Consider the following 12036-nt stretch of genomic DNA (forward strand, 5'->3'; position numbering starts at 1 on the left):
CGCGTGCGGTGGTGCGCGCCGACCGCCGGACGCCACGTCAGGCGGGGGCCGCCTTCCCGGCCGCGGGTGCCGCCGTCCCGTTCTGCCCGGCGGGCGCCTCCACCTCCGCGAGGTCGTGCCCCCGGGTCTCCCGGCCGCACAGCACCGCCAGCACCGTGACGGCCGCCGCGATCGCCACGTACACCGAGATCGGCGTCGAGCCGCCGTAGTCCTTCAGCAGCGCGGTGGCGATCAGCGGGGCGGGGGCGCCGGCCGCCACCGAGGCGAACTGGGCGCCGATCGACGCGCCGGAGTAGCGCATCCGGGTGGCGAACAGTTCGGAGAAGAAGGCGGCCTGGGGCGCGTACATCGCGCTGTGGAAGACCAGCCCGACGGTCACCGCGAGCACCAGCGAACCGAAGGACCTGGTGTCCACCAGCCCGAAGAAGACGAACGCCCACACCCCGACGCCGACCGCGCCGACCAGGTAGACCGGCTTGCGCCCGACCCGGTCGGAGAGCGCCCCGAAGAGCGGGATCAGCGCGAACTGGACGGCGGAGGCGATCAGCACGGCGTTCAGCGCGGTCTGCTTGGGGAAGTGCACGTGCGAGACGGCGTAGGCCAGGACAAAGGTCGTCATCACGTAGTACGAGATGTTCTCCGCCATCCGGGCGCCCATCGCGACCAGCACCTCCCGCCAGTGGTGGCGCAGCACCCCCACCAGCGGCGGCTGCTCGGCGCCGCCGCGCCGCTCCGCCCGGGCCAGCGCCTCCTTGAACAGCGGCGACTCGTCCACCGCCAGCCGGATCCACATCCCGACCCCGACCAGCACCGCCGACAGCAGGAACGGCACCCGCCACCCCCACGCCAGGAACGCCGCCTCCGACTGCAGGCCGGTCATCAGCGACAGCACCCCGGCCGCCAGCAGATTGCCGGCCGGCGCCCCGCCCTGCGGCCAGGACGCCCAGAACCCGCGCCGCCGCGCGTCCCCGTGCTCCGACACCAGCAGCACCGCGCCGCCCCACTCGCCGCCGAGCGCGAACCCCTGCACCAGCCGCAGCGCGGTCAGCAGTACCGGCGCCGCCACCCCGATCGAGTCGTACGTCGGCAGGCAGCCGATCAGCGTGGTCGAGCCGCCCATCAGCAGCAGGCTCACCACCAGCAGCCGCTTGCGCCCCACCCGGTCCCCGAAGTGACCGAACACCAGGGCGCCGAGCGGTCGCGCCGCGAAGCCGATCGCGTAGGTGAGGAAGGACAGCAGCGTCCCGGTCAGCGGGTCGCTGTTCGGGAAGAACAGCTTCCCGAACACCAGCGCCGCCGCCGTACCGTACAGAAAGTAGTCGTACCACTCGATTGTGGTACCGATCAGACTCGCCGCCACGACTCTGGGCAGCGAACTCCTGCTTGCGCGATCCGATGGATCCGGGACAGCGGCCGTCATGGCTCACCACTTCCAGGCTCGGGGGAGGGTGCTGGCACGAGAGGGGAGCGCGGGGGACCGGCCCTGTGCGACCGGCCCGTACGTCCGGGCGCCCTGTCGTAGGTGCGGGGACCACGCCCTCAGCGGGCCGTCCAGGCGCCGTCGAGCGGGAGCGAGGCACCCGTGATGGAGGAGGCGTGGGGCAGGCAGAGGTAGAGGGCGAGCCCGGCGACCTCGGCGGGCTCGATCAGGCGCTTGACGGCGGTGCGGTCGAGCAGGACGCGCTCGACCACCTCCTCCTCGGGGACGCCGTGGACGCGGGACTGGTCGGCGATCTGGTGCTCCACCAGCGGGGTGCGGACGTAGCCGGGGTTGATGCAGTTGCTGGTGACGCCGTGCGGCGCGCCCTCCAGGGCGACGGTCTTGCTGAGGCCCTCCAGGGCGTGCTTGGCCGTGACGTAGGCGGACTTGAAGGGGCTCGCCCGCAGCCCGTGGACGGAGGAGACGTTGACGACCCGGCCCCAGCCGCGCGCGTACATGTGCGGCAGGGTGCGGCGCAGGATGCGGAACGGCGCCTCGACCATCACCCGCTGCATCAGCGCGAAGCGGTCGGGCGGGAACTCGTGGACCGGGGCGACGTGCTGGAGGCCGGCGTTGTTGACCACGATGTCGGCGTCGGCCGGCAGCGACTCCACCGCCTCCGGGTCGGCGAGGTCGGCGACGTGCGCGACGCCGCCGATCCGCTCGGCGAGCCGGCGGGCCGGGTCGGCGGCGAGGTCGACGACGTAGACCCGGGCGCCGGCCTCGGCGAAGGCCTCGGCGCAGGCCCGGCCGATGCCCGAGGCGGCTCCGGTGACCAGCGCGGTGCGACCGTCGAGCGGGCGGGCTGAAGTGGTGTCCATGGCCGAGAACGGTAGGAATCCGGGGCCCGCGCTCCTATGTGGCGGCCCCCCACAGCACCCCGCTGAACTGTGGTGTTCCGCGCTATCACACCGCCGTCACGGCCGTCGGTCGGCGGACGCCCTCGAAGCCAAACCCATCCTGAGGTGTCTTCCCCACAATGGGCGCGGATGCTTCACCCGTTCGGAGGATTGCTCGGTCAGAACCACCCATAGCGCCCGAATGCTCGCTACATTCACGCCGAATTCCCGACAGGGGGCGTCGCCACAGGCAGCCGAACCGCTGGTGGAGCCGGTGCGGCGTCCGAGAGGTGTTGACTGACTATGCCCCAAAGGCCTGCAACCGACAGCCCGGCGTACGGACCGCTCGACCCGCTCGACCAGCACCGGGGTCCGGTCGGCCGGTCCCTTCCGGACGCCCCCGAAGCCCCGTCCGCCGCCGACGACCTGCGGCTGCCCGAGCAGGCCACACCCGCCGACCGGCCGGGGCCCGAACGCCATGCCCCCGAGCGCCGGACGCCGCCCGAGCGCCACCAGCCGGCCGGCACCACCCAGAACCTCCAGCTCGCCGCGCTGATCGAGGAGGCCGGGTTCTCGCACGCGGGCCTGGCCCGCCGGGTCGACCAGCTCGGCCTGGAGCACGGCCTCGACCTGCGCTACGACAAGACCTCCGTCACCCGCTGGCTGCGCGGCCAGCAGCCCCGCGGCGCCACCCCGGCGCTGATCGCCGAGGTGTTCACCCGCCGGCTCGGCCGCCGCCTCACCGCCCAGGACCTCGGTCTGGACGCCTGCGCCCCGGTCTACGCCGGCCTGGAGTTCGCCGAGACGCCCCAGGAGGCGGTGGACATCGTGGCGAGCATGTGGCGCAAGGACATCGGGCCGCAGTCCGAGCTGCGCCGGATCGCCTTCACCCCGGCCGGCCTGGTGGTGCCCAGCCGGGACTGGCTGATCGGCCGCACCGACGAGCGGGTCGCCAGGGACGGCTCCACGCTGGCCCGGCCCGACCCCGGAACCGGGTCGCCGCCCGTCGGTCCGCCCGGCGCGCCCGTCGGCCCCGTGACCCGCGGTCCGGCGACGGCCGCCCCGGTCGCCCGGACCGGTCCCGCCGCGGCGCCGACGGCCGGTGCCGGCTCCGCCGCGCTCGGCGCCCGGGTGCCCACCCAGAGCCGCCGCCCGCCGATCGCCGTCGAGCCGCCGTACCACGACCCCGGCCGCGACCAGCGCCCGGCGCTGCGCGTCGGCCGGGGCGACATCGCCGCCATCCGCGCCGTCGGCGACCTGTTCCGCGCGCTGGACCACGCCTACGGCGGCGGCCACGCCCGCCAGGCGCTGGTCCGCTACCTGGAGAGCGAGGCCGAGCCGATGCTGCGCGGCCGCTACGGCGAGCAGATCGGCCGCGCCCTGTTCGGCGCCGTCGCGGACCTCACCCGGCTGGCCGGCTGGACGTCCTTCGACATCGCCGCGCACGGCCTGGCCCAGCGCTACTTCGTCCAGGCGCTGCGGCTCTCCCAGGCCGCCGGCGACCGCGCGCTCGGCGGGTACGTCCTGGTGACGATGAGCCAGCAGGCCGTCCACCTCGGCCACGGCCGGGAGGCCGTCCAGCTGGCCAGGGTCGCCCAGCAGGGCGTGGGCACGGCGGTGCCGCCCACCGTGCAGGCGCTGCTGCACGCCGCCGAGGCGCGCGGCCACGGCCTGCTCGGCGACGTCCGCTCCTGCACCACCGCGCTGGTCCGGGCCGAGCGGGCGCTGGCGGCCGTGCGGACCGGCGACGAGCTGCCGTCCTGGGCCCGGTTCTTCGACGAGGCGCAGCTCTCCGACGAGTTCGCGCACTGCTACCGGGACCTCCAGCAGTGGCGGACGGCCGCCCAGCACGCCGAGAAGTCGCTGCGGCTGCGCTCGCCCGCGTACGCCCGCAGCCGGATCTTCTGCCGGCTGGTGCTGGCCACCGCCCGGCTCGGCATGGGGGACCTCGACGAGGCCTGCGGCATGGCGACCGACGCGCTGCGGGCGGCGGGGGAGATGCGGTCGGCCCGGTCGCTGGAGTACGTGCGCGACTTCCACCGCCGGCTCACCCCGTACCGGGGCAGTCCGGTGGCACGCGCGTTCGAGGAAACGGCCCGCCAGGCGGGGGTGATCTGACCGGCCCGAGGTCTTACCAGCTCTCGGCGTTCACCCGCGGCCGGCCGCCCCCGACGGCGGCCGGCGGCCGGACGTCCCCGCGCAGCCGCTGCGCGGTCAGCGGGAACAGCAGCACCGAGAGCATGCCCGCGCCGACCAGGGCGGCCGCGGTCGAGGACGGCAGGTGGCCGGCGTCCACCTCGATCGTGGTGATCACCACGACCAGCGGCAGCGCGGTCGCGCCGTACAGGCCGAGCGCGGCCCGGTCGCGCTGTCCCAGCCCGGCGGGGGCCAGCAGCGCGGCGGGCAGTCCGCGCAGGGCGAGCAGCAGGAGCAGGAAGACCGGCAGGAGCAGCAGCGTGCCCGGATCGCCGAGCAGCGCGTCCAGGTCGAAGTTCATGCCGCTGGCCACGAAGAACACCGGGACGAGGAAGCCGAAGCCGATGCCCTCCAGCTTGGCGTCGACGACCTCCGCGGTGTGCCGCGGGATGTCGGCGAGCAGCAGCCGGGAGACGATGCCGGCGGTGAACGCGCCGAGCAGCATGTCCAGCTCCAGCCAGAGCGCGGCGGCCACCATGGTGGCGAGCACCAGGATCACGGTGCGTACGGCGAACTGGCCGGAGGTACGCAGGGTGCGCCGGATCAGCCTGGTCATCCAGGCCGGCCGGGGGCGCCGGGCGCCGCCGACCGCGACGGCGGTGATCACCGCGAAGGCGGCCAGGATGACGGCGGTGCGGGCCGGGGTGTTGCCGCTGAGCAGGGCGGCGACGGCGATGATCGGCCCGAACTCGCCGACCGCGCCGGTGGCCAGGACCAGCGAGCCGAACGGGGTGGGCAGCTCCCCGGAGTCGCGCAGCACCGGGAGGATGGTGCCGAGCGCGGTGGTGGTGAGCGCCAGTCCGGCGAAGGCGCCGTCCAGCGGGTCCGGGTTGACCAGCGCGCCGAGGCCCAGCGCGGCCGCCACGGTGACCAGCCAGGCGGCGGCGGACCGGCGCAACGGGCCGCCGCGCAGCCGGGCGAGGTCGATCTCGTACCCGGCCAGGAACATCAGCATGGCCAGGCCGAACCGGGAGAGCGCGTCGACCAGGACGTCGGTGTGCACCCAGCCGAGCACGTCGGGGCCGATCAGGACGCCGAGCAGGATCTCGAACACCACGGTGGGCACGGCGATCCACCGCAGCAGCCGGTCGGCCAGCAGCGGAGCCGCCACCGCGGCGGCGGGGACCAGGACCAGCGCGAGCGGCTGGACGGCGGGCCCGGCGCTCACGCGGGGTCCGGCGGGGTCGCAGGAATCAGCCGATCAGCGGTCATATCAGCATATTGGCACGTGGTCCGGCTGCCGGACCGGCGCCGGACCACGTGCACCTTGCTCGGGCCGTCAGGCTGCCGCCGCCTCCCGCGCGTTGGCGGACAGCCCGAGGTCGCGGGCCACCGCCTCGGCCGCGCGGCGCCCGGAGACCAGCGCCCCCTGCACGCTGCTGGTGTCCCGGTGGTCGCCGCAGACGTACAGCCCGGCCAGCAGCCGCACCGGCCGGCGGGTGTTGTGCGGCGGTGGCATGGCGGGCACGGCGTCCGGCAGGTGCCGCACGCTCAGGAACTGCCAGCCGCCCACCGGGGTGCCGTACAGCTCCGCCAGTCGGCCGCGCACGGCCGGCTCCAGTGCCGCCGGCCCGCCGGCGTCGAAGGTGCGCCGGCCGAGCACCGTGGTGGCGATCAGCGCCTGTCCGGGCGGGGCGTACGAGGGGTGCAGCTCGCTGAGCACCAGCGAGTGCGAGACCAGCGACGGCTGGCCGCCCGACCGGTCGCCGTCCAGCAGCAGGGCGGCCTCGCCCAGCGGGGCCCGGTCGGCCGCGTGGTAGAAGGTCGTGACGGGGTGGAAGTCCGGCAGCCGCAGACCGGGCAGCAGCCCGGCGGCGGAACGGGGGTCGGTCGCGACGATCACGGCCTGCGCACCGATCCGCCCGTGTGCGGCGGTCTCCACGCCGTCGGCCGCGATCGAGAGCACCCGCACGCCGGTGCGGACGGTGCCGGGGGGCAGTGCGGCGGCCAACTGGGCCGGCACGGCCGCGATCCCCCCGGCGGGCAGACAGAGCCGGCCGCGGGCGTAGCAGCGCAGCACCAGGTCGGCGACCCGGCTGCTGGTGCCCAGGGCGGGGTCGCTGAGCAGGGCGCCGAGCAACGGGCGCAGCAGGCCGTCGACGGTGCGCGGGGCGAGCCCGCGTTCGCCGAGGGCGCGGGCGGCGGTGGTCTCCGGCCTGGCCTTCAGCCGGGCGGGCGGGGTGGCGGCGAGCCGGTTGAGCCAGCCGCCGAGGCGCGCCTTGTCCAACGGGTTGCCGAGCGGCGCCCGGGCGGCGGCCTGCCGGGCGGTGGTCAGCTGCGGGTCCCCGACCCGGTACCGGCGCCCGCCGTTGTGCACCAGGACGCCCGGGGCGAGCGGGCGCAGGTCGAGGCGGTCGAGGTCGAGCACGCGGCGCGGCTCGGGGAACGCGGTGTTCAGCAGATGGCTGCCGTGGTCGAGGCGGAAACCGTCCAGTTCGTGGGAGGCGGCGCGGCCTCCGATCAGGTCCGCGGCCTCCAGGATCTGGACGGTGACGCCGTGGCCGGCGAGCACGCGGGCGGCGGCGAGGCCCGCGAGGCCGGCTCCCACCACGATGACGTCCGGGTCGGACTGTCGGCGGGCGCGGCGGATGAAGTCGTACGTGGGCACGGGTGGCTCCCTCCCTGGTCCCGGATGTTTCGGGCCGGCGCAGGCAGCGGGGTGCTGGGACACGGTCCGACCGGTGTGATGCCCAGTCAGTGCGAGGGTCAGACAGTCGTGCCGGGCCTGATTCCGGGGCCGGGAAGGGGAGTGATCGCATCCAGTGGGCGGGCCGTCACGGACTGTGCGCCGACCGGCCGCGATTCCGCCGGACGGGCGCACACGGTCACCGACGGCGCGTAACGCGCCCACCGCGTGCTCCCGTGCGCCCCCTCTCAGAGCCCCTCCGGGGCGCCTTCCGGTGGGTCGCCGGCCCGCCGCCCGGCGAGCCGGCCCCGGGGGTTCGCCCCGGGCCGACCCGTGCTCAGAGGGCCGCCCGCACCGCCGAGTCGACATCCGGGTGCTCGAACCGGAAGCCCGCCTCCAGCAGCCGGCCCGGCACCACCCGGTGGCTGCCGACCACCTCGACCGCCAGCTCGCCCAGCACCGCGTCCAGCACGGCCCTCGGCACCGGGAACGGGGTCGGCCGGTGCAGCGCCCGCCCGAGCGCCTTCGTCAGCTCGGCATTGGTCACCGGCTCCGGCGCGGTCAGGTTGACCGGCCCGCTCACGTCCTCCCGGTCGATCAGGAAGCGCAGCGCCGCGACCTCGTCGGCGAGCGAGATGAAGCTCCAGTACTGCCCGCCGTCGCCCAGCCGTCCGCCGAGGCCCAGCCGGAACAGCGGGAAGAGCCGTCCGCCGGCGCCGCCGGCCGCGGAGAGCACCAGCCCGGTGCGCGGGTGGACCACCCGGATCCCGGCCCGTTCGGCCGGCCCGGCGGCGGCCTCCCACTCCACGCAGACCTCGGCCAGGAAGTCGTCCCCGGCGGGCGAGGACTCGTCGATCACCCGGTCCCCGGTCTGGCCGTAGTAGCCGACGGCCGAGGCGCTGACGAAGACCTTCGGCGGCTCGTCCAGCCGGGCCAGCGCGGCGGCCAGGGTCTCGGTGCCGAGCACCCGGCTCTCCCGGATCTCCCGCTTGTAGCCCTCGCTCCAGCGCCGGTCGCCGACGCCCGCGCCCGCGAGGTGCACCACCGCGTCGACGCCGGCCAGTCCGGCCCGGTCGACCTGGCCCAGCAGCGGGTTCCAGCCGATGGCGGTGGTGCCGTCCGGCCGCGGCCCGGTCTTCGAGCGGTGCCGCACCAGCCGCACCACCCGGTGCCCGTCCGCCAGCAGCGAGTCGACGAGCGCCGAGCCGATCAGTCCCGTGGATCCTGTGACCGCGATTCTCATGCGCCCATCCTCGCAGCCGGGTCCCGCGCGGACCGGAACGCCCGCTCCGTCCGGTTCCGGGTAATTCCGTGTACGCCCGCGCGCGCGATCGTTAGCATGCCGCGCATGCGCCAAACCGACGATCTGATCATCCGCCCCGCTCAGGCCGGCGACGAGAAGGAGCTCTCCGTCCTCAACCGCGCCACCTGGACCCCGCTGGCCGAGGTCGCGCCGCGGCCCGCCGAGGACGCGGGGATGTTCGACGAACGCCACACCCCGGACCAGTTCCACCTCGCCCTGCTCGACGGCCGGATCGTCGGCTACGTCCGGGTCGCCCCGCCGACCCCGTTGTCCAGCAACCGGCACGTGCGCCAGATCCAGGGCCTCGCCGTCGACACCGCCGCGCGCGGCCGGGGCATCGGCGTCGCGCTGGTCGAGGAGGCCTGCCGGGTGGCCCGGGCCCAGGGCGCCCGCCGGATCACCCTGCGGGTGCTCGGCCACAACGCCCCGGCCCGCGCCCTCTACGCGCGCTGCGGCTTCGTGGTCGAGGGCTCGCTCACCGGGGAGTTCCTGATCGAGGGCGCCTACGTCGACGACATCTGGATGGCCCGCCCGCTCGCCGACTGACCCCCGGCGGCACCGGCCGTACCACCCGTCCCGCTACTGACAAGTGGTCAGGACCGGTACACGGGTGGTGCAGAGTCGTGACAGACCCGGCCTGTCTGGAGCATCACCCGGCCGGGTACGGTCTTGCCGTGAGCAACTCGACGCCTCCCGGGTGGTACCCGGTTCCGGGTGCGGACGGCACGGCCGGCCACGAGCGCTGGTGGAACGGTACGGCCTGGACCAGTGACGTGCGCCCCGTCCAGGCGGGCGGCGGCCAGATTGCCGACGCCCCGACGCAGGTCTCCTGGCAGAACCCCGCCCAGCCCGCCGCGCCCCCGCCGCCCTCCTACGGCTACGGCGCGCAGCAGCAGGGGCAGCCCGGGTACGGCTACCCGGCGCAGAACCCGCCGGCCTACGGCTATCCGCCGGACGCCTACCCGCCGCCGTCCCGGCCGAACCGGATGAAGCCCGGCACGGCCGTCGGCATCGGCGTCGCGGTGCTGGCCGTGGTCGGCGTGGTCGCCGCCATCGCGCTCAACAGCGGCGGTGACGGCCCGTCCGCCAAGCCGACCCCGCCGGTGGCCACGGTCACCGTCACCGACACCCCGAGCCCGACCGCACCGGCACCGACCACGACCAAGCCGGTCTCGCCGCCGCCCACCACCGCACCGCCGCGCCCCACCCCGGTGCTCAAGGACACCGTGGCGGACCCGCAGCACGCCATCACCGTGCCGGTCTTCGAGGGCTGGGAGGCGAACACCAGCGGTTCGCACTCGACGGTCTTCCTCGGCACCGGCCAGTACACCTGTCCCGGCGGCGGCAGCTGCATCCGCGGCCAGTTCTCGGTCGAGAAGGACACCATCTCCGGCAGCACCGCCCGCGCGGCGGCCGAGGCGGCGATGCCCACCTACGCGGCGGCGATCTTCAACAACATCACCTCGCACACCGACGCCGGCTCGTCCAGCACCACGGTCGCGGGCATCTCCGGCTACGCGGTGCGCTGGCACGTCGTCACCTCGGACGGCAGCGAGGGCTACGTCCTGATGGTGGCCGTCCCGGCCAAGGGCGGCGGCTACGTGGCCTTCGAGGGCGGGGTGGACGACGCCGCGGGCGCGCCCGACCCGTCCGTCCTGGACCAGATCCTCAAGGGCATCAAGCAGGACACCAGCGCGGCCGACGACTCCGGCGCCTGAGCCCCGCCCGGGGGCGACGCCGGGCCGGGCTCACTCCCCGTAGCGCTCCCAGAGCTTGGGGAACCGTTTCGCCATGACGTCCGGGTCGTCGAAGTCGAAGCCGGCCCCGGACGGCCGCGCGGGCTGCCGCCCGCCCACCTCGGGCAGCGGCAGCCCGGTCAGCTGCTCGTACGCCTCGTCGGCCGCGTAGCCGAGGTCCTCGGCCTCGCCGTCCTCCTCCTCGTCGAACTCCGGCAGCAGGTCCGCCAGGTCGTCCGGCTCGTGCAGACCGCCCTCGAAGACCTCCCGGCCCTGGCCGATCAGCCAGCAGCGGAAGTAGTCGAAGGAGTCCTCGGAGGCCCCGCCCAGCAGCAGGTACGCCGCGCCCCACAGGTCGTGGCGGTACGCGCGCTGGAAGCGGGCCTCGAAGAGCCGGGCGAAGTCGATCACATCGTCCGGGGCCAGCTCGCCCAGCCGCTCCACCAGGCGGTCCGCCTGCTCGTCGGGGTCGCCCTCGGCGGCCTCCCGGGTCTCGTCGATGATCAGCCAGAAGTCGGTCTCGTCCATCACCGCTCCAGCATCCCTGTTCGGCCGCACGCGCGCATGCGAAGAACGGGTGAATCACCCGGAACCGCGCGAAAAACCCGGAACCGTCCCCGGACGCGCGGAACCCCGCACCGTCCGGGGACGGTGCGGGGTTCCGGTGCCGTGGAGCGGACTCCCGGGGCCTTACAGGCCGAGCTCGACCTCGAACTCGCCGGCCTCCAGGATCTCCTTGACCGCCACCAGGTAGCGGGCGGCGTCGGCGCCGTCCACCAGGCGGTGGTCGTAGGAGAGCGACAGGTAGGTCATGTCGCGGATGCCGATGGCGGTGCCGCCGTCGGCCTCGATGACCACCGGGCGCTTGACGGTGGCGCCGATGCCCAGGATCGCGGCCTGGTTCGGCGGCACGATGACGGTGTCGAACAGGGCACCGCGCGAACCGGTGTTGCTGATGGTGAAGGTCGCGCCGGACAGCTCGTCCGGGGTGATCTTGCTGTCGCGCACCTTGCCGGCCAGCTCGGCGGTCTTCTTGGAGATGCCGGCGATGTTGAGGTCGCCCGCGCCCTTGATGACCGGGGTCATCAGACCCTTCTCCGAGTCCACCGCGATACCGATGTTCTCGGTGTCGAAGTAGGTGATGGTGCCCTCGGCGTCGTTGATCCGGGCGTTGACGACCGCGTGGGCCTTCAGCGCCTGGGCGGCGGCCTTGACGAAGAACGGCATCGGGGAGAGCTTGACGCCCTCGCGGGCGAGGAAGCCGTCCTTGGCCTTGGCGCGCAGCGACATGATCCTGGTGACGTCCACCTCGACCACGCTGGTGAGCTGCGCCTGCTCGTGCAGCGCCTTCATCATGTTGTCGCCGATGACCTTGCGCATGCGGGTCATCTTGACCGTCTGGCCGCGCAGAGCGGACGGAGCGGCGGCGGCCTTCGGCGCGGCGGCCGGGGCGGCAGCGGCGGCGGGGGCCGGAGCCTGGGCGGCCTTGGCGGCCTCGGCGGCGGCCAGGACGTCCTGCTTGCGGATGCGACCGCCGACGCCGGTGCCGGCCACGGAGGACAGCTCGACGTTGTGCTCGGCGGCGAGCTTGCGCACCAGCGGGGTGACGTAGGCGTCACCGGCGTCGGCCACCGGGGCGGCCGGAGTAGCCGGGGCGACCGGGGCCGGAGCGGCCACCGGAGCCGGGGCGGCGGGGGCGGCGGCCGGAGCCGGAGCCGGAGCGGCGACCGGGGCGACCGGGGCGGCCGGAGCGGCGACCGGGGCCGGGGCGGCCGGGGCCACCGCAGCCGGGGCGGCGGCGGGGGCCTGCGCGACCGGGGCCGGAGCGGCCGCAGCGGCGGCGGCGGCGGCGACGG

General features: G+C 75.1%; 10 protein-coding genes. 3 read left to right on the forward strand and 7 right to left on the reverse strand.

The features are described 5' to 3' along the window. Nucleotides 1-37 precede the first annotated feature (37 nt). Nucleotides 38-1420, reverse strand: a complete 1383-nt coding sequence (locus ACFU74_RS31845) for an MFS transporter (RefSeq protein ID WP_380763112.1) — start codon at nt 1418-1420, stop codon at nt 38-40. 119 nt (nt 1421-1539) lie between these two features. Then, complete coding sequence (locus ACFU74_RS31850; RefSeq protein WP_380763114.1) at nt 1540-2301, reverse strand: 3-hydroxybutyrate dehydrogenase; 762 nt, start codon at nt 2299-2301, stop codon at nt 1540-1542. 321 nt (nt 2302-2622) lie between these two features. On the opposite strand from ACFU74_RS31850, the gene ACFU74_RS31855 reads away from it, so the two are divergent. Then, a complete protein-coding gene (locus ACFU74_RS31855; RefSeq protein ID WP_380763116.1) occupies nt 2623-4437 on the forward strand; it encodes a regulator in 1815 nt (604 codons plus the stop codon). A 13-nt stretch (nt 4438-4450) separates the two neighbouring features. On the opposite strand, the gene ACFU74_RS31860 is transcribed toward ACFU74_RS31855, so the two are convergent. From ACFU74_RS31860 to ACFU74_RS31870, 3 genes are all read right to left on the reverse strand, one after another. Beyond that, entirely contained in the window at nt 4451-5683 is a 1233-nt protein-coding gene (locus ACFU74_RS31860; RefSeq protein WP_380763118.1) for a cation:proton antiporter, read from the reverse strand. A gap of 111 nt (nt 5684-5794) precedes the next feature. Then, the gene (locus ACFU74_RS31865) at nt 5795-7123 is read right to left on the reverse strand and encodes an FAD-dependent oxidoreductase (RefSeq protein WP_380763120.1); all 1329 of its coding nucleotides are present in this window, start codon (nt 7121-7123) and stop codon (nt 5795-5797) included. 355 nt (nt 7124-7478) lie between these two features. Beyond that, nucleotides 7479-8384 carry a TIGR01777 family oxidoreductase gene (locus ACFU74_RS31870; protein WP_380763122.1) on the reverse strand — a complete coding sequence of 302 codons (906 nt, stop codon included), beginning with the start codon at nt 8382-8384 and terminating at the stop codon, nt 7479-7481. A gap of 105 nt (nt 8385-8489) precedes the next feature. Here ACFU74_RS31870 and ACFU74_RS31875 point away from each other — a divergent pair, with 105 nt between their 5' ends. Next, a complete protein-coding gene (locus tag ACFU74_RS31875; protein WP_380763124.1) occupies nt 8490-8990 on the forward strand; it encodes a GNAT family N-acetyltransferase in 501 nt (166 codons plus the stop codon). Between the two features lie 128 nt (nt 8991-9118). Continuing rightward, the gene (locus ACFU74_RS31880; RefSeq protein ID WP_380763126.1) at nt 9119-10162 is read left to right on the forward strand and encodes a DUF2510 domain-containing protein; all 1044 of its coding nucleotides are present in this window, start codon (nt 9119-9121) and stop codon (nt 10160-10162) included. A gap of 30 nt (nt 10163-10192) precedes the next feature. Here ACFU74_RS31880 and ACFU74_RS31885 read toward each other — a convergent pair whose 3' ends face one another. Both ACFU74_RS31885 and sucB read right to left on the reverse strand, forming a co-directional pair. Beyond that, nucleotides 10193-10708, reverse strand: a complete 516-nt coding sequence (locus ACFU74_RS31885) for a DUF4240 domain-containing protein (RefSeq protein WP_380763128.1) — start codon at nt 10706-10708, stop codon at nt 10193-10195. 162 nt (nt 10709-10870) lie between these two features. Beyond that, a partial coding sequence (gene sucB / locus ACFU74_RS31890) for a 2-oxoglutarate dehydrogenase, E2 component, dihydrolipoamide succinyltransferase (protein WP_380763130.1) occupies nt 10871-12036 on the reverse strand: 1166 nt, incomplete at its 5' end.

The organism is Kitasatospora sp. NPDC057500 (assembly GCF_042802195.1).
Lineage (GTDB): Bacteria > Actinomycetota > Actinomycetes > Streptomycetales > Streptomycetaceae > Kitasatospora.

Bases quoted from the DNA above. Each gene is read 5' to 3' on its own strand.
- ACFU74_RS31845 (WP_380763112.1), bottom strand. From the start codon at position 1,420: ATGACGGCCGCTGTCCCGGATCCATCGGATCGCGCAAGCAGGAGTTCG.
- ACFU74_RS31850 (WP_380763114.1), bottom strand. From the start codon at position 2,301: ATGGACACCACTTCAGCCCGCCCGCTCGACGGTCGCACCGCGCTGGTC.
- ACFU74_RS31855 (WP_380763116.1), top strand. From the start codon at position 2,623: ATGCCCCAAAGGCCTGCAACCGACAGCCCGGCGTACGGACCGCTCGAC.
- ACFU74_RS31870 (WP_380763122.1), bottom strand. From the start codon at position 8,384: ATGAGAATCGCGGTCACAGGATCCACGGGACTGATCGGCTCGGCGCTC.
- ACFU74_RS31875 (WP_380763124.1), top strand. From the start codon at position 8,490: ATGCGCCAAACCGACGATCTGATCATCCGCCCCGCTCAGGCCGGCGAC.
- ACFU74_RS31885 (WP_380763128.1), bottom strand. From the start codon at position 10,708: ATGGACGAGACCGACTTCTGGCTGATCATCGACGAGACCCGGGAGGCC.